Annotated in this window: 15 protein-coding genes; 8 read left to right on the top strand and 7 right to left on the bottom strand. The window is 72.5% G+C overall.

The genetic code is table 11. From position 1 onward, the window contains the following. Positions 1–66: 66 nt before the first annotated feature. Positions 67–2325 carry an excinuclease ABC subunit UvrA gene (locus tag RI578_RS05325; RefSeq protein WP_310869975.1) on the bottom strand — a complete coding sequence of 753 codons (2259 nt, stop codon included), beginning with the start codon at positions 2323–2325 and terminating at the stop codon, positions 67–69. Positions 2326–2335: 10 nt separating this feature from the next. Further along, positions 2336–3961, bottom strand: a complete 1626-nt coding sequence (locus tag RI578_RS05320; RefSeq protein ID WP_310869974.1) for an ABC-F family ATP-binding cassette domain-containing protein — start codon at positions 3959–3961, stop codon at positions 2336–2338. Positions 3962–4287: 326 nt separating this feature from the next. On the opposite strand from RI578_RS05320, the gene RI578_RS05315 reads away from it, so the two are divergent. Continuing rightward, positions 4288–4959, top strand: a complete 672-nt coding sequence (locus tag RI578_RS05315; protein ID WP_310869973.1) for a GPP34 family phosphoprotein — start codon at positions 4288–4290, stop codon at positions 4957–4959. A 91-nt stretch (positions 4960–5050) separates the two neighbouring features. On the opposite strand, the gene RI578_RS05310 is transcribed toward RI578_RS05315, so the two are convergent. Next, complete coding sequence (locus RI578_RS05310) at positions 5051–5467, bottom strand: SsgA family sporulation/cell division regulator (protein ID WP_121750192.1); 417 nt, start codon at positions 5465–5467, stop codon at positions 5051–5053. A 450-nt stretch (positions 5468–5917) separates the two neighbouring features. Between RI578_RS05310 and RI578_RS05305 the strand changes: the two genes are divergently transcribed. Further along, entirely contained in the window at positions 5918–7018 is a 1101-nt protein-coding gene (locus RI578_RS05305; RefSeq protein ID WP_310869972.1) for an oxidoreductase, read from the top strand. A 72-nt stretch (positions 7019–7090) separates the two neighbouring features. Further along, on the top strand, positions 7091–7420 hold the full coding sequence (locus RI578_RS05300; protein WP_310869971.1) for a plasmid stabilization protein: 330 nt from the start codon (positions 7091–7093) through the stop codon (positions 7418–7420). A gap of 12 nt (positions 7421–7432) precedes the next feature. Here RI578_RS05300 and RI578_RS05295 read toward each other — a convergent pair whose 3' ends face one another. Further along, on the bottom strand, positions 7433–7729 hold the full coding sequence (locus tag RI578_RS05295; RefSeq protein ID WP_310869970.1) for a YciI family protein: 297 nt from the start codon (positions 7727–7729) through the stop codon (positions 7433–7435). Positions 7730–7772: 43 nt separating this feature from the next. Here RI578_RS05295 and RI578_RS05290 point away from each other — a divergent pair, with 43 nt between their 5' ends. Continuing rightward, positions 7773–8477 carry an endonuclease V gene (locus RI578_RS05290; protein WP_310869969.1) on the top strand — a complete coding sequence of 235 codons (705 nt, stop codon included), beginning with the start codon at positions 7773–7775 and terminating at the stop codon, positions 8475–8477. On the opposite strand, the gene RI578_RS05285 is transcribed toward RI578_RS05290, so the two are convergent. Next, positions 8465–8659, bottom strand: coding sequence for a hypothetical protein (locus RI578_RS05285; RefSeq protein WP_121750196.1), 195 nt, complete (start codon positions 8657–8659; stop codon positions 8465–8467). The genes RI578_RS05290 and RI578_RS05285 overlap by 13 nt on opposite strands. A gap of 224 nt (positions 8660–8883) precedes the next feature. Between RI578_RS05285 and mmpA the strand changes: the two genes are divergently transcribed. Then, positions 8884–9033 carry a morphogenic membrane protein MmpA gene (gene mmpA, locus RI578_RS05280; protein ID WP_310869968.1) on the top strand — a complete coding sequence of 50 codons (150 nt, stop codon included), beginning with the start codon at positions 8884–8886 and terminating at the stop codon, positions 9031–9033. Between the two features lie 89 nt (positions 9034–9122). Here mmpA and RI578_RS05275 read toward each other — a convergent pair whose 3' ends face one another. Beyond that, entirely contained in the window at positions 9123–10301 is a 1179-nt protein-coding gene (locus tag RI578_RS05275; RefSeq protein ID WP_310869967.1) for a saccharopine dehydrogenase NADP-binding domain-containing protein, read from the bottom strand. A 206-nt stretch (positions 10302–10507) separates the two neighbouring features. Between RI578_RS05275 and RI578_RS05270 the strand changes: the two genes are divergently transcribed. From RI578_RS05270 to RI578_RS05260, 3 genes are read left to right on the top strand one after another with little or no spacing between them, the layout of a single operon-like run. Beyond that, positions 10508–11656, top strand: a complete 1149-nt coding sequence (locus tag RI578_RS05270; protein WP_310869966.1) for a CaiB/BaiF CoA-transferase family protein — start codon at positions 10508–10510, stop codon at positions 11654–11656. A gap of 37 nt (positions 11657–11693) precedes the next feature. Continuing rightward, on the top strand, positions 11694–12908 hold the full coding sequence (locus tag RI578_RS05265) for an acetyl-CoA C-acetyltransferase (protein WP_310869965.1): 1215 nt from the start codon (positions 11694–11696) through the stop codon (positions 12906–12908). A 44-nt stretch (positions 12909–12952) separates the two neighbouring features. Beyond that, entirely contained in the window at positions 12953–15133 is a 2181-nt protein-coding gene (locus RI578_RS05260) for a 3-hydroxyacyl-CoA dehydrogenase NAD-binding domain-containing protein (protein WP_310869964.1), read from the top strand. Between the two features lie 9 nt (positions 15134–15142). Here RI578_RS05260 and RI578_RS05255 read toward each other — a convergent pair whose 3' ends face one another. Beyond that, positions 15143–15883 carry a MerR family transcriptional regulator gene (locus RI578_RS05255; RefSeq protein ID WP_310869963.1) on the bottom strand — a complete coding sequence of 247 codons (741 nt, stop codon included), beginning with the start codon at positions 15881–15883 and terminating at the stop codon, positions 15143–15145. Positions 15884–15910 lie beyond the last annotated feature (27 nt).

Here is a 15910-nt window from a genome sequence, read left to right as displayed (position 1 = left end):
CCGGCACCCGTGGCGCGGCGCCGACTCGCCATCATGCAGCGGGGACGCGTGCGGACGGAACCCCTGTCAGCCCCTCGTGGCCCTCCTGAGATGCTCCGCCGTGCTGGAGCCGCGGGCCGTGAGCAGCTCGCGCGGGGTGCCTTCGAAGATCACCCGGCCGCCGTCCCGGCCCCCGTCCGGACCGAGGTCGATCACCCAGTCGGCGTGCGCCACCACGTCCAGGTTGTGCTCGACGACCACGACCGAGTTGCCGGTGCCGACCAGCCGGTCCAGCAGGGCGAGCAGTCCCTCGACGTCCGACATGTGCAGTCCGGTGGTCGGCTCGTCCAGGACGTACACCGCGCCGGTGCGGTGCAGCCGGGTGGCGAGCTTGATGCGCTGCCGCTCGCCGCCGGACAGCGTGGACAGCGGCTGCCCGAGCGTGAGGTAGGTCAGCCCGACGTCGCGCAGGGCGCGCAGCCGCCGCCGTACGCCCGTGTCGGCGAAGAAGTCCAGTGCCTGGTCGGCGGTCATCGCCAGCACGTCGGCGATGGAGCTGCCGTCGACCGTCAGCCGCAGCACCTCGTCGCGGAAGCGCCGGCCGTCGCAGTCGCCGCAGGTCGTCGTCACGGGGTCCATGAACGCGAGGTCGGTGCTGATGATGCCCCGCCCCTCGCAGGTGCCGCACGCTCCCGCCGAGTTGAAGCTGAAGAACCCGGCCTCCGCGCCCGTCTCCCGGGCGAAGATCTTCCGTACCGTGTCCATGATCCCGAGGTACGTCGCCGGGGTCGACCGCGCCGAGACGCCGATCGAGGACTGGTCGACGACCACCGCGTCCGGGTGGGCGGCGATCAGCTCCGCGACCAGCGTGCTCTTGCCCGACCCGGCGACCCCGGTGACCGCGGTCAGCACCCCGGTCGGGAAGGCCACTGTCACGTCCCGCAGGTTGTGGCGGCCGGCGCCCTTCACCCACAGCTCCCCGGTCGCCGTCCGCGGGTCCTCCTTCACCGCCGTACGGCGTCCGAGGAACCGTCCGGTGAGCGTGTCCGCCCCGGCCAGTTCGTCCGGCGTCCCCTCGAACACCACCCGGCCGCCGCCCGCGCCGGCTCCCGGCCCCATGTCGACGACGTGGTCCGCCAGCGCGATGACGTCCGGGTCGTGCTCGACGACCAGCACGGTGTTGCCCTTGTCGCGCAGCCGCAGCAGCAGGTCGCCGAGGCGTCCGACGTCGCGCGGGTGCAGCCCGACGCTGGGCTCGTCGAAGATGTACGTCATCCCGGTCAGGCTGGAGCCGAGGTGCCGCACGGTCTTCAGCCGCTGTCCCTCGCCGCCGGACAGGCTGGAGGTCTCCCGGTCGAGGCTGAGATAGCCGAGGCCGATCGCCTCGACGCGCTCCAGCGCGGTGACCGCGGCACCGGCGATCGGCCGGGCCACCGGGTCGTCGATCCGCCTCAGTACGGCGATCAGGTCGGTGACCTGCATGGCCGAGCAGTCGGCGATGGAGTGCCCGTCGATCCGGGCCGCGAGCGCCGCCGCGTTCAGCCGGGCGCCGCCGCACTCGGGGCAGTCGCCCTCGACCAGGAACCGCCGTACCAGCTCCCGGGTCTTCTCGCTCATCGCCGACAGGTCCCGCTTGAGGTACAGCCGCTCGAAGCGGTCGGCGAGACCCTCGTACTCGGTGGTCCAGGTGCCGCCCGCGCCGCTGACGGTGACCTTGCTGCCGGGCCGCCCGCGCATCAGGAACGCGCGCTCGGCGTCCGTGAAGTCGCCGACCGGCTTGTCCGGGTCCAGCTCGTCCGTGTTGGTGTACGCCTGCCCCTGCCAGGTCCCCGCCGCGAACGGCGGGAAGCGGACCGCCCCGCCGGCCAGCGACCTGGCGGGGTCGAGGATGCGGTCCCAGCCGGGCTGCACCTTGCGGCCCAGGCCGTCGCAGCCGGGGCACATGCCCGACGGGTCGTTGAACGAGTACGCCGTCGCCGCCCCGGCGCTGGGCGTGCCGTGCCGGGAGAACAGCACCCGCAGCACCGAGTGGATGTCGGTCATCGTGCCGACCGTGGACCGCGAGTGGCCGCCGACCGGCCGTTGGTCGACGACGATCGCGGGGGAGAGGTCCTCCAGGGCGTCCGCGTGCGGCCGCTCGTACTTGGGCAGCCGGTTGCGCACGAACCAGGTGAACGTCTCGTTCAGCTGGCGCTGCGACTCGACCGCGATCGTGTCGAACACGACCGACGACTTCCCCGACCCCGAAACGCCGGTGAACACGGTCAGCCGGCCCTTCGGGATGCGGAGCGTGACGTCCTGGAGGTTGTTCTCCCTGGCTCCGTTGATGCTGATGAACTCGCTCATGCCGGGAACGCTAGGCGGGATACCCGACAGCTTCTGGCGTGATTTCCCTCAGTTCTCCCTCCTCCATCAGCAGCCAGCGGGTGATGCCGATCGACTCCAGGAACGGCAGGTCGTGACTGGCCACGACCAGCGCCCCCTCGTACGATTCCAGGGCGCCGGTGAGCTGCCGCACGCTCGCGATGTCCAGGTTGTTCGTCGGCTCGTCCAGCATCAGCAGCTGCGGTGCGGGATCGGCCAGCATCAGCGCGGCCAGCGCCGCCCGGAAGCGTTCGCCGCCGGACAGGGTCGCCGCCTGCTGGTCGGCCCGGGCGCCCCGGAACAGGAAGCGCGCCAGCCGCGCCCGGATCCGGTTGTTGGTGGCGCCCGGCGCGAACCGGGCCACGTTCTCGGCGACGCTCAGCTCGCCGTCGAGGACGTCCAGGCGCTGTGGCAGGAACCGCAGTGGGACGTGCGCCGTCGCCTCGCCCGCCACCGGCTCCAGCTCCCCGGCGATCGTGCGCAGCAGCGTGGTCTTGCCCGCGCCGTTGCGCCCGATCAGCGCGATCCGCTCGGGGCCGTGCAGATCGAAACCGCCCTCCACGCGTGCCCCGTAGGCCAGTTCCAGATCCCGCAGCGTCAGCACCGAGCGCCCCGGCGGTACGGCCGTGTACGGCAGGTCGACGCGGATCTCGTCGTCGTCCCGCACGGCCTCCACCGCGTCGTCGAGCCGCTCCCTGGCCTCGGCGAGCTTCTCCTCGTGCATGATGCGGTGCTTGCCCGCGGACTCCTGCGCCGCGCGCTTGCGAGCCCCCATGACGATCTTCGGCTCACGCTTCTGCTCGTACATCTTCTGGCCGTACCGCTTGCGACGGGCCAGCTTGACCTGGGCGTCGGCCAGTTCGCGCTTCTGCTTGCGCAGATCGGACTCGGCGACGCGCACCATCCGCTCGGCCGCCTCCTGCTCCACGGCCAGGACCTCCTCGTACGCCGAGAAGTTCCCGCCGTACCAGGTGATCTCGCCGGAGCGCAGGTCGGCGATCTGGTCGACGAGGTCCAGCAGCTCGCGGTCGTGGCTGACCACGACCATGACCCCCGGCCAGGAGGTGATGGCCGCGTACAGCCGCCTTCGCGCGTACAGGTCGAGGTTGTTGGTGGGCTCGTCCAGGAGCAGGACGTCGGGCCGGCGCAGCAGCAGCGCGGCCAGCCGCAGCAGCACCGACTCGCCGCCCGAGACCTCGCCGACGGTGCGGTCGAGCCCGACGTGACCGAGGCCGAGTTCGCCGAGCGTGGCGAGGGCGCGCTCCTCGACGTCCCAGTCGTCGCCGACGGTCTCGAAGTGCTCCTCGGCCACGTCACCCGCCTCGATGGCGTGCAGCGCGGCCCGCCGCGCTGCGATGCCGAGCGCCTCGTCGACCCGCAGCGCGGTGTCGAGCGTGACGTTCTGCGGCAGGTAACCGACCTCGCCGGCCACGCGGACCGTGCCGTCGGCCGGGGCGAGCTGCCCGGCGATCAGTTTCAACAGGGTGGACTTGCCCGACCCGTTGACACCGACGAGCCCGGTCCTGCCGGGGCCGAAGGCGGTGTCGAGTCCCTCGAAGACGGGCGTGCCGTCGGGCCAGGCGAACGAGAGGGACGTACAAGTGATGGAAGTAGACATACAGGGTCTCCGCGGTTGCTTGAGGCGGTCAGGGGCAAACGCGTATCGAGACACCGGGAGGCGGCGAGCGCCGTCGGACGAGGGAAGGAGGAGCCCCGGGGAGTGCTCGGGCATGAAAAAGGCCCTGCTCCGCAAAGGGACGGCTCGAACGCCGAGGTCGCACGCGGCGTACACACAAGAATGGTGTGACGCGGTGTCTCAGGACCTCAGACGAGCAACGTCCTTCTCCAATCGGCGGCAACAGAAGCGCTGTACACCGTACGAGAGACCGGCTGGGCTGTCAACGCCTTACCGTGCATCCGGTCCCACGGCCCCAAGGAGGCCCCGTGCCCAACGGCTCGCTCTCACTGCCGGCCCGGCTCTGTCTGCTGGCCTGGGACCCGGCGCGCCCCGGAGTCACCGACACCGCCCGGCACCACCACCTGGTGCGCGCCGGCGCGCTCACCGAACTGGCCCAGCGCGGCCTGCTCGTCGACGACGAGGGCATCGCCACCCCCGTCGACCTGGACTCCCGCACCGGGGACGCCGTCCTCGACGGGCTGCTGGACCTCGTCCGCGAGTCGATGCCGCACCGGTGGCGCACGTGGGTGAGGCTGCACGCGCGGCTCACCTTCGACGCCGTCCGGGAGCAGCTGGTGGCCGAGGGGTACCTGCGCGCCGAGAAGAAGCGCGTCCTCGGCGTGTTCCCGTCCGTGGAGTACGTCCTGGCGCGGAGCGCCGCGGCGCAGGCGCTCCGGGAGGAGACGCGGTACCTCCTGGAGGGTCCGGTGCCGGCCGGGGAGGTCTCCGAGCGGAACGCGGCCATGGCCGCGCTGGCGGCCGCCGCGGAACCGCGCGCCCTCGGGCCGGCCGGGACCGACGCGCGCCGGGAGGGCCGGATCGCGGAGCTGACCGAGCGCGGCGGGGCCGCGGCCCCCGGGCTGCGGAGGATCGTGGGCGAGGTGTGGGGAGCGGTCAGCGCGGAAACGGCGCGGGCCGTGGCGTCGACCGGCGGCTGAGACGGGCCGGCCGGACCCGGCGCACCGTCGGTCGCCGAACCGGCCGCGCACGCCCTGGTCCACCGCGCCGCGCGGGAGCGTCAGGGCGTCGTCAGCAGGTCCCCCGCATCAGCTCCGCCAGGTCGTGGTCCAGGTCGAGCTGGAGATGCTCCAGGCCGACGGGCACCAGCTCGCCGGTGGCCTGAAGGAACCGGCGCAGCTCGCCCGAGCGGATGTGGATCACGGCGGTGCCCTCGGGCGCGTGGAACTCCAGGACGGTCCGGTCGTAGCCGTACGGGCGCACCCGTACGTCGCCGTGACCGTCCGGCTCCCGCATCCCGGTGATGAGCAGCTCGCGGGAGAAGGTCCAGCAGACCTCCACGCCCTCGAGGGTGGCTGGAGCCGGGAAGGTCATCCGGACGGCGAACGGATCGCTGCGGTCGTAATGCAGCGTTGCGGGAATGCTGGGCATACGCGGCGCGGCAGCGACGAGACGCGCCTCGACGGGCTGCTCGATGACGGTGGACAACGCCTTGCTCCCTCGTGACGGCTGGACGGGCTTCCGGTTGGTGCGGGCCGGGCACTGGAAGAGACGACGGAATCAGCCAATCCGTGCACACGATGACCGAGTGACCTCTGTCACCGCGTTCATGCGCGGGAGTGACGCGCCTCTCCTCGCATGCCTCGTAAGGCACTTGTGGCACGCGTGCCCGCACGCGCGCGCCGCACACGGTCCTCTGGACGGCGCCCGGACGGTGGGCTAGGGGGTGTCGTTTGGATCAGGTCGGCTCCAGGCAACGGTGCCTTGTGACTGACCCGAGCGGGGTCTGGTGCGTGCAGCTGCAAGGCGGAGGAGGGCGACAGGGCGGAGCCCTGGCAACCGACGACAACGCCGCAGATGCGCGTGCCAGGGCCCGCGACCCCGGCAAGATCCAAACGACACCCCCTGGCTTCGCCCGCCATGAGGCGCTTGGGGAGCATGCGACGCACGGAACGGTCCGTCCGAACCGGTGGCAGGCGCACGGGACGGGCGGTGATCGCCGGGGCGGTGTGCGCGGCGGCACTGGCCGCGCTGACGGCGGCCGCCCCCGCGCAGGCGCACCAGCGACCGCACTGGGAGACGAAGGAGACCGGGGCGTCCGACGTCCGGTTCCGGGGACTCGCGGCGGTCAGCCGGCACACCGCCTGGGTGGCCGGCACCCGGGGCACCGTCCTGCGCACCACCGACGGCGGCGACACCTGGCGGAACGTCTCGCCGCCGGGCGCCGGCGAGTCGCAGTTCCGGGACATCGAGGCGTTCGACGCCCGCCGGGCCGTGGTCCTGGCCATCGGCGAGGGCGAGGCGTCCAGGGTCTACCGCACCGACGACGGCGGGGCGACCTGGACCGAATCCTTCCGCAACACCGACCCGCGGGCCTTCTACGACTGCCTCACGTTCTTCGACCGCCGCCACGGCCTCGCCATGAGCGACCCGGTGGACGGGAAGTTCCGCATCCTGTCGACCAGCGACGGCGGGCGCTCCTGGAAGGTGCTGCCGAGCAAGGGCATGCCGGCCGCGCAGGAGGGCGAGGCCGGGTTCGCGGCCAGTGGCCAGTGCCTGGTCGCGTCCGGACCGAAGGACGTGTGGCTGGCCACCGGCGGCGCGGCACGCGCGCGCGTGCTGCACTCCGCCGACCGCGGGCTCACCTGGACGGCCTCCGACACCCCGATCCCGGCCGGAGACCCGGCCCGGGGCGTCTTCGCCCTCGCGTTCCGGGACCGCGTCCACGGCCTCGCCGTCGGCGGCGACTTCCGCCCCGACCAGCCCTCCCCGCGGGCGGCGGCGCGGACCACCGACGGCGGCACCACCTGGCGGTCCGCCGACCGGTCGCCCTCCTCCTACCGGTCCGGCGTCGCCTGGCTCCCGTACAGCCGCACCGCCGCCCTCGCGGTCGGCCCCACCGGCACGGACCTCACCACGGACGGCGGCCGCACCTGGCGGACCGTCGACACCGGGTCGTACGACACCGTGGACTGCACGCCGGATCCGGGCTGCTGGGCCGCCGGCGAGCAGGGACGGGTCGCCCGGTTGGAGCGCTGACGGCGCGCGGGGCCGGGTGTTCGTCCGTAACGTGGGTATCCGTTCGCTGAACGTGAGAGGAAGTGAGCGGACATGCCACGCGGTTCGAGCTCCAAACGGGAGCGGCAGTACGAGCACATCAAGGACAGCGCCAAGGACCGTGGCGAGAGCACCGGCCGCGCCAAGGAGATCGCGGCCAGGACGGTGAACAAGGAGCGCGCCCAGTCCGGCGAGTCCAAGACCGCCAGCCGTACGTCCACGCAGGACAAGTCGCCGAGCAAGCGGGGCGGCCAGCGGTCCGGGAACCGGCAGGGCCCCCAGGGACCCACCTACGACCAGCTGTACCAGGAGGCCAAGCGCCGCGACATCAGCGGCCGTTCGAACATGAACAAGGGCGAACTGCAACGCGCGCTGGGCAAGTGAGCCGGACAGGACCTACTCGAGGGTCTCCCGGTACCGCTCCAGCGCCGGCGCCGTCTTCGTGGCGACGAACTCGGTGACGCGGTACGCGCACACGCCGGCCCTGACGAAGGGGTCGCCCGCGGTGATCTCCTCGATCCGCGCACGGTCCCCCGCGACGGCGATGATCACCCCGCCGTCGCGGGGCTCCTTGCGCCCGGACGCCAGGAACACCCCCTGCCGGTACAGCTCGTCCAGCCACGCCACGTGCTCCTCCAGCACCGCGTCGACCGCGTCGAGCGGGGCGGTGTAGGAGAGTTCCAGTACGAACATGATCGTGAGCCTACTCCGGCGCTCCCGTAGGCTTGCCGCCACCATGACGACCGTGACCGTGCAGATTCCCGCCGACTGGCCCGCGACCGAGGAGCGGGCCCGCGCCGTCCAGGACGAACTGCGGGTCCGCGTGGTGCTCGACGAGCCGGGCCCGCCGCCCGGCACGGGCCGGGTGACCGGCGTGGACGTCGCCTACGACGACGAACGGGACGTCGTCGCGGCGGCGGCCGTCGTACTGGACGCAGCGACCCTCGCCGTCGTCGCCGAGGCCACCGCCGTCGGCCGGATCTCCTTCCCCTACGTGCCCGGCCTGCTCGCCTTCCGCGAGATCCCGACCGTCCTCGCCGCCCTGGACGCGCTGCCCCGCCCGCCCGGCCTGGTCGTCTGCGACGGCTACGGCCTGGCCCACCCGCGCCGCTTCGGCCTCGCCAGTCACCTCGGCGTGCTCACCGGACTGCCCACGATCGGCGTGGCCAAGAACCCGTTCACCTTCACGTACGACGACCCGGACGCGCCCCGCGGCAGTACGTCCCCGCTGCTCGCCGGCGCCGAGGAGGTCGGACGTGCCGTCCGTACCCGCGACGGTGTCAAGCCGGTCTTCGTCTCCGTCGGCCATCGTGTGAGCCTCGACAACGCCTGCGCGCACACGCTGGCCCTGGCCCCCGACTACCGTCTGCCGGAGACCACCCGCAGGGCGGACGCGCTGTGCCGCGAGGCCCTGCGGGCGGCCACCACCTACCCGGCCTGACCCTCGACGCTCCAGCGGCCCACCTCCTGGTACGCCGAGTCGTAGACCACCGAACCGTCGCCGGGCCGCAGCGCGTAGTGCTTCAGGTTGCCGCCCCAGTACCGCAGGATCCGCTGCAACTCGCCCGCGGGGTCCTCGGCGAGCGCGCCCTCGTCCATGGTGACTTCGAGAAGGAACTTCATGCCTTCAAGGGTTTCATTCAACTCCTTGTTGGCACTTTGTCGGTCGGGAGTACCGGTGATGGTGGGCCGATAGTGGGCCAGCGATGGGCCGCTGTTGGACGGGCGGCGGGAAAAGTCTCAAATCCGTGTTGAGACCACGTGCTCGTGGCGCGGGCCGGTGCTCAGCGGCCACCTGAGTATCCGTACGGATGTGCCCCGCCGCCGGCCGCGACAGGCTGGGCCGCATGACGACGCACCGCGCACCCAAGCAGTCCGCCCACCACCCCGGCCGGCCCGTCGAGCGGGCAGTGGTCGCGGGACTGGTGCTCGCCGTGGGAGCGGGGCTGGCCTGGATCGGCGGGATGATCTACACGATCGTCGGGTGGTCCGGGTAGGGCCTGTCCGGCGGATGGGTGTGTCGGCCCCCGCGTCAGCGGCATGATCCGCCGGCCTAATCCGCCGGACAGGCCCCGGGACGGGTCGGTCAGCGGGCCGCGGCCACCCGGAAGCGGATGCCCGCCGTCCGCAGCCGCTCGATCAGCGCGTCCCCCATCGCCACGGCCGTCGTGACCTGACCGGCCACCGGCGGCAGGTCGTCGAGGGCGAGGGACAACGCCGCCTCGGCGAACATCTTCGCCGTCTCGTCGTACCCGGGGTCGCCGCCCGAGACCTCGGTGAACACCTTCCGGCCGCCGCCTTCGCCCACGAAGCGGACCGAGAACCAGCTCCTCGCCCGCTTCTCGGGGCTCGGCCCGTCACCCGGCTTGAGCCGGCCGGACAACCAGCGCCGCGCGGGCGGTACCTGAGCCGCCGCCACGAGCGCGCCCACGGCCGCCACCCCGCCCACCGCGACGGGCAGACGCCGCACGGCCGCGTAGTGGCGGTAGCGGAAGTCGGGGCCGTAGCGGTCCAGCGCCTTCGCGGAGCGGCGCACGATCTGCGCGTCGATGGTCGGCAGCGGCAGCGCCCAGGCCCCCACCTCCCCGGCGAACCGCGGCGCGCCCGTCGGCGTCGCCGCCCGGCGGCCCACCAGCCGGGGCTCGTGCCGCCGGCGTTCCCGCGCGGCGGCCTGCAACTGCCTGCCGCGCGCGAACTGGCCCAGCGCGGAGGCGAACGTACCGCCCGAGAAGGTGGCGTCGGCGGTCACGAAGCCGTCCACGGCCAGCGGCACGCCCTCCGGCAGCTGCCGCACGGTGAAGTACACACCGAGATCGTGCGGCACGGAGTCGAAACCACAGGCGTGCACCAGCCGGGCGCCGGTCTCCCGCGCGCGGGCGTCATGACGGACGTACGTCAGGTCCACGAACTCGGGCTCACCGGTGAGGTCGAGATAGTCCGCCCCGGTCTCCGCGCAGGCGGCGACCAGCGCTTCGCCGTACTGGACGTACGGTCCCACCGTCGTGGCCACCACGCGCGCCCGCTCGGCGAGTTCGCGCAGCGAGGCCGGATCGGAGACGTCCGCGCGCAGTACGCCGACGTCCGCCGCGCCCGGCAGCCTCTCCCGCAGCCTTCGCAGCTTCTCCTCGCTGCGGCCGGCGATCGCCCAGCGCAGCCCGTCGGGCGCGTGCGCGGCGAGGTACTCCGCGGTGAGTTCGCCGACGAACCCCGTCGCTCCGAAGAGCACGATGTCGTACGGCCGGTCGGCCGTTTTCAGCCTGGTCATGACATCCCTTCGTCACCCGGCGGCAACCCCTGGGCCCGCAGCACGCGCCGTTGCCGGTGGCCGAGGCTAGCGTGAGGACCGCGGGTCCGGAGGAGAGCCTGCCCCATAATTGGCTAAGCGCTTGCTCGCTCCGGTCTTGTGCCCAGTGGAACACGTTTCTAGCATCACTGGTGTTACATCAGTGGTGTCACAGACCTGGGGGCTCGATGTCGGAGGCGAAGACGGCGAGGCGCACGCCGGGCGAGGGTCCGCTCACGGGTGTGCGCGTGGTCGAGCTGGCCGGTATCGGGCCCGGGCCCTTCGCCGCCATGCTCCTGGCCGACCTGGGCGCCGACGTCGTCCGCGTCGACCGCCCCGGCGGCCCCGGCCTCGCGATCGACCCCGCGCACGACGTCACCAACCGCAACAAGCGCTCGGTGGTCGTCGACCTGAAAGCACCGGACGGCCCGGCCCAGGTCCTCGACCTCGCCGAACGCGCCGACGTGCTGATCGAGGGCTACCGCCCCGGCGTCGCCGAACGGCTCGGCGTCGGCCCCGCAGACTGCCACGCCCGCAACCCGCGCCTCGTCTACGGCCGCATGACCGGCTGGGGCCAGGACGGCCCGCTCGCCCAGCGCGCCGGTCACGACATCGGGTACATCGCGCTCACCGGCACCCTCGGCATGATCGGAGCCCCCGACGAGCCGCCGGCCGTCCCCGCCAACCTCGTCGGCGACTACGCGGGCGGCTCCCTCTACCTGGTCGTCGGCCTCCTCGCCGCCCTGCACCACGCGCGCGCGACCGGTACCGGCCAGGTCGTCGACGCCGCCATCGTCGACGGCGCCGCCCACCTCTCCTCGATGATCCACGGCATGCTCGCCGCCGGCGGCTGGCAGGACCGGCGGGGTGCCAACCTCCTCGACGGCGGCTGCCCGTTCTACGGCACCTACGAGACCGCCGACGGCCGGTACATGGCGGTCGGCGCCCTGGAACAGCGGTTCTACGCCGAGTTCATGGAGCTGCTCGGCATCCCCGAGCAGGCACCGGCCCGCGACGACATGGCCCGCTGGGACGAACTGCGCGCGGCCATCGCCGCCCGCTTCAGGTCCCGTACCCGGGACGAGTGGACGTCCGTCTTCGCGGACTCCGACGCCTGCGTGGCCCCCGTCCTGTCGCTCCGCGAGGCCCCGCATCACCCGCACCTCGCCGCCCGCTCCACCTTCACCGACCACGGCGGCGTCACCCAGCCGGCCCCGGCGCCCCGTTTCTCCGCGACCCCCACCGCCGTGCGCACCGGACCCGCCCGGCCGGGCGCCGACACCGAGGCGGTGGCCCGCGACTGGGACCTGCCGGGGAACCCACGGACGAACAGCTGAACAGCCCCGCGAAAAACCCTCAGTGAAAGGCCTGCCAGTGACCACCGAAGCGTACGTGTACGACGCGATCCGCACCCCGCGCGGACGCGGCAAGGCGAACGGCGCCCTGCACGGTACGAAGCCCGTCGACCTGGTCGTCGGCCTGATCCACGAGATCCGCGCCCGCTTCCCGGACCTCGACCCGGCCGCCGTCGACGACATCGTGCTCGGCGTCGTCGGCCCCGTCGGCGACCAGGGCTCCGACATCGCCCGCATCGCCGCCATCGCGGCCGGACTGCCGGACACCGTGGCCGGCGTCCAGGAGAACCGCTTCTGCGCCTCGGGTCTGGAGGCCGTCAACCTGGCCGCCGCCAAGGTGCGCTCCGGCTGGGAGGACCTGGTCCTCGCCGGCGGTGTCGAGTCGATGTCCCGGGTGCCCATGGCCTCGGACGGCGGCGCCTGGTTCAACGACCCGATGACCAACCTCGCCACCAACTTCGTGCCCCAGGGCATCGGCGCCGACCTGATCGCCACCATCGAGGGCTTCACCCGCCGCGACGTCGACGAGTACGCGGCCCTCTCCCAGGAGCGCGCGGCCAACGCCTGGAAGGAGAACCGCTTCGAGCGGTCCGTCGTGCCGGTCAGGGACCGCGCCGGCCTCACCGTCCTCGACCACGACGAGCACCTGCGCCCGGGCACCACCGCCGACTCCCTCGCGGGTCTCAAGCCGTCCTTCGCCGACATCGGCGAACTCGGCGGTTTCGACGCCGTGGCGCTGCAGAAGTACCACTGGGTCGAGCAGATCGACCACGTCCACCACGCGGGCAACTCCTCCGGCATCGTGGACGGCGCCTCCCTGGTCGCCATCGGCTCCAAGAAGGTGGGCGAGCGCTACGGGCTCACCCCGCGCGCGCGGATCGTCTCCGCCGCCGTCTCAGGTTCCGAGCCCACCATCATGCTCACCGGCCCCGCCCCCGCCACCCGCAAGGCGCTCGCCAAGGCCGGGCTGACCATCGACGACATCGACCTCGTCGAGATCAACGAGGCGTTCGCCGCGGTCGTCCTGCGCTTCGTCAAGGACATGGGCCTGTCCCTGGACAAGGTCAACGTGAACGGCGGCGCCATCGCGCTCGGCCACCCCCTCGGCGCCACCGGCGCGATGATCCTCGGCACGCTCGTCGACGAACTGGAGCGCCAGGACAAGCGCTACGGCCTCGCCACCCTGTGCGTGGGCGGCGGCATGGGCATCGCCACGATCGTCGAGCGCATCTGACCCCCTCCCGACGGATCACGACGGACCACCAGGAGCACACCCTCATGACCACCGAGTCCACCACCATCCGCTGGGAACAGGACGACACCGGCGTCGTCACCCTCGTCCTCGACGACCCCGCCCAGTCCGCGAACACCATGAACCAGGCGTTCCGCGAGTCCCTCGCGGTGATCACCGACCGCTTGGAGGCCGAGAAGGACGACATCCGGGGCGTCATCGTCACCTCCGCCAAGAAGACCTTCTTCGCCGGCGGCGACCTGCGCGACCTGATCCGCGTCACCCCCGAGACCGCCCAGGACCTCTTCGACGGCGGCATGGCCATCAAGCGGAACCTGCGCCGCATCGAGACCCTCGGCAAGCCGGTCGTCGCCGCCATGAACGGCGCGGCCCTCGGCGGCGGCTACGAGATCGCCCTCGCCTGCCACCACCGCGTCGCCCTCGACGCTCCGGGCTCCAAGATCGGCTGCCCCGAGGTCACCCTCGGCCTGCTCCCCGGAGGCGGCGGCGTCGTCCGCACCGTCCGGATGCTCGGCATCACCGACGCGCTGCTGAAGGTGCTCCTCCAGGGCACCCAGTACAACCCGCGCCGCGCCCAGGAGAACGGCCTGGTCGACGAGGTCGCCGAGAGCCGCGAGGACATGCTCGCCAAGGCCCGCGCCTTCATCGACGCCAACCCGGAGTCGGCCCAGCCCTGGGACCGGCCCGGCTACCGCATCCCCGGCGGTACGCCGTCGCACCCGAAGTTCGCGGCCAACCTGCCCGCCTTCCCCGCCAACCTGCGCAAGCAGACGAACGGCGCCCCCTACCCGGCCCCGCGCAACATCATGGCCGCCGCCGTCGAGGGCTCCCAGGTCGACTTCGAGACCGCGCAGGTCATCGAGGCCCGCTACTTCGTCGAGCTGGCCGCCGGGCAGACCTCGAAGAACATGATCCAGGCGTTCTTCTTCGACCTCCAGGCGGTCAACTCCGGCGCCAACCGACCCAAGGGCATCGAGCCGCGCAAGGTGACCAAGGTCGCCGTCCTCGGCGCCGGCATGATGGGCGCCGGCATCGCCTACTCGTGCGCCCGCGCGGGCATCGACGTCGTCCTCAAGGACGTCGCCCTGGAGTCGGCCGTCAAGGGCAAGGCCTACTCCGAGAAGCTGTGCGCCAAGGCCGTCGCCAAGGGCCGTACGACCCAGGAGAAGGCCGACGCGCTGCTGGCCCGCATCACGCCGACCGCCGAGGCGGCCGACCTCGCGGGCTGCGACGCGGTCATCGAGGCCGTCTTCGAGGACACCTCCCTGAAGCACAAGGTGTTCCAGGAGATCCAGGACGTCGTCGCCCCCGACGCGCTGCTCTGCTCCAACACCTCCACCCTGCCCATCACCGCGCTGGCCGAGGGCGTCGAGCGCCAGGCGGACTTCATCGGGCTGCACTTCTTCTCGCCCGTCGACAAGATGCCGCTGGTCGAGATCATCAAGGGCGAGCGGACGGGCGACGAGGCGCTGGCGCGCGCCTTCGACCTGGTCCGGCAGATCAACAAGACGCCGATCGTGGTCAACGACTCGCGCGGCTTCTTCACCTCCCGGGTCATCGGCCACTTCATCAACGAGGGCGTGGCCATGGTCGGCGAGGGCATCGAGCCCGCCTCCGTCGAGCAGGCGGCGGCCCAGGCGGGCTACCCGGCCAAGGTGCTCTCCCTGATGGACGAGCTGACCCTCACGCTGCCCCGGAAGATCCGCAAGGAGACCAGGCGGGCCGTGGAGGAGGCGGGCGGCACCTGGACCGCGCACCCCGCCGAGGCCGTCATCGACCGCATGGTCGACGAGTTCGAACGCCCCGGGCGCAGCGGCGGCGCCGGGTTCTACGAGTACGGGGACGACGGCAGGCGGGCAGGACTCTGGCCGGGCCTGCGGGAGCACTTCACGAAGCCCGGGTACGAGATCCCCTTCGCGGACATGCAGGAGCGCATGCTCTTCTCGGAGGCGCTCGACACGGTCAAGCTCCTGGAGGAGGGCGTGCTGACCTCCGTCGCCGACGCCAACATCGGCTCGATCCTCGGTATCGGCTTCCCCGGCTGGACCGGCGGCGTCCTGCAGTACATCAACGGCTACGAGGGAGGCCTGCCCGGCTTCGTGGCACGCGCGCGGGAGCTCGCCGACCGCTACGGCGAGCGCTTCACGCCGCCCGCGCTGCTGGTGGAGAAGGCGGACCAGGGGGAGGTCTTCACGGACGGCCGCTGAGCAAGCGGCTCAGTCCTCGCCGCCCACGCCGTCCACGCAGTCCCCGCCGAGCCACTCCCGCAGCTCGTCCCGCAGCGACCGCTGGAACGTGGTCAGCAGCGCCTGCACCACGAGCGGGTGCATGTGGGCGGACAGGGACCGCACGTCCCGCGCGTCGCGTTCGGCGACCGCGTCGCGCAGCAGCCGCGACAGGTCGCGCGCGGCGGCGCGGGAGTGCTCGAGCAGGGCCGTACGGGCGGCGAGGACCGTCTCGGGGGAGAAGGGCACGTCGAGCAGTTCGACGCCGAGCCGGAGCAGCCCGGCGTCGACCCGGTAGGCGTCACCGTCCGGGGCCGCGCCGTCCCGCGCGACGATGTCCATCGCGGTGAGCCGGTCCACCTCGTCGTCCGTCAGCGGTCGGCCCGCCCGCCGGCCCAGCTCCGCACGCGTGACGCTCTCCACCGTCTCCGGCGCCCAGGAGGCCACCACCGCGCGGTGCAGCGCGAGGTCGTGCGGGCTCAGGTCCGGCGGCAGCTGCTTCAGATACCGCTCGATCGCGGCCAGCGTCATGCCCTGGTGCTGCAACTCCTCGATCAGCGCCAGCCGGGCCAGGTGCTCGCCGCCGTAGTGCCCCACCCGGCGCGGGCCGATCGCCGGCGGTGGCAGCAGCCCCCTGGTGCCGTAGAAGCGGACCGTGCGGACCGTGACGCCGGCCCGCGCGGCCAGCTCGTCGATCGTGAAAGCCGGCTCCTCGGTGTCGGTCGTCGTCATGTGCAGCAGTATCGCTGTCTCACCAAT

This window comes from Streptomyces sp. BB1-1-1, assembly GCF_031597775.1.
Classification (GTDB): Bacteria; Actinomycetota; Actinomycetes; order Streptomycetales; family Streptomycetaceae; genus Streptomyces; species Streptomyces thinghirensis.
Note: the sequence above shows the minus strand (reverse complement) of the source record. Positions and strands in the feature narration are given on the sequence as shown.

What these genes read in the sequence shown, in the direction of transcription:
- RI578_RS05275 (WP_310869967.1), bottom strand. Translation starts at nt 10,301, where the DNA reads ATGACCAGGCTGAAAACGGCCGACCGGCCGTACGACATCGTGCTCTTC.
- RI578_RS05255 (WP_310869963.1), bottom strand. Translation starts at nt 15,883, where the DNA reads ATGACGACGACCGACACCGAGGAGCCGGCTTTCACGATCGACGAGCTG.
- RI578_RS05305 (WP_310869972.1), top strand. Translation starts at nt 5,918, where the DNA reads ATGCGACGCACGGAACGGTCCGTCCGAACCGGTGGCAGGCGCACGGGA.
- RI578_RS05260 (WP_310869964.1), top strand. Translation starts at nt 12,953, where the DNA reads ATGACCACCGAGTCCACCACCATCCGCTGGGAACAGGACGACACCGGC.
- RI578_RS05300 (WP_310869971.1), top strand. Translation starts at nt 7,091, where the DNA reads ATGCCACGCGGTTCGAGCTCCAAACGGGAGCGGCAGTACGAGCACATC.
- RI578_RS05325 (WP_310869975.1), bottom strand. Translation starts at nt 2,325, where the DNA reads ATGAGCGAGTTCATCAGCATCAACGGAGCCAGGGAGAACAACCTCCAG.
- RI578_RS05270 (WP_310869966.1), top strand. Translation starts at nt 10,508, where the DNA reads ATGTCGGAGGCGAAGACGGCGAGGCGCACGCCGGGCGAGGGTCCGCTC.
- mmpA (WP_310869968.1), top strand. Translation starts at nt 8,884, where the DNA reads ATGACGACGCACCGCGCACCCAAGCAGTCCGCCCACCACCCCGGCCGG.
- RI578_RS05290 (WP_310869969.1), top strand. Translation starts at nt 7,773, where the DNA reads ATGACGACCGTGACCGTGCAGATTCCCGCCGACTGGCCCGCGACCGAG.
- RI578_RS05285 (WP_121750196.1), bottom strand. Translation starts at nt 8,659, where the DNA reads ATGAAGTTCCTTCTCGAAGTCACCATGGACGAGGGCGCGCTCGCCGAG.
- RI578_RS05320 (WP_310869974.1), bottom strand. Translation starts at nt 3,961, where the DNA reads ATGTCTACTTCCATCACTTGTACGTCCCTCTCGTTCGCCTGGCCCGAC.
- RI578_RS05295 (WP_310869970.1), bottom strand. Translation starts at nt 7,729, where the DNA reads ATGTTCGTACTGGAACTCTCCTACACCGCCCCGCTCGACGCGGTCGAC.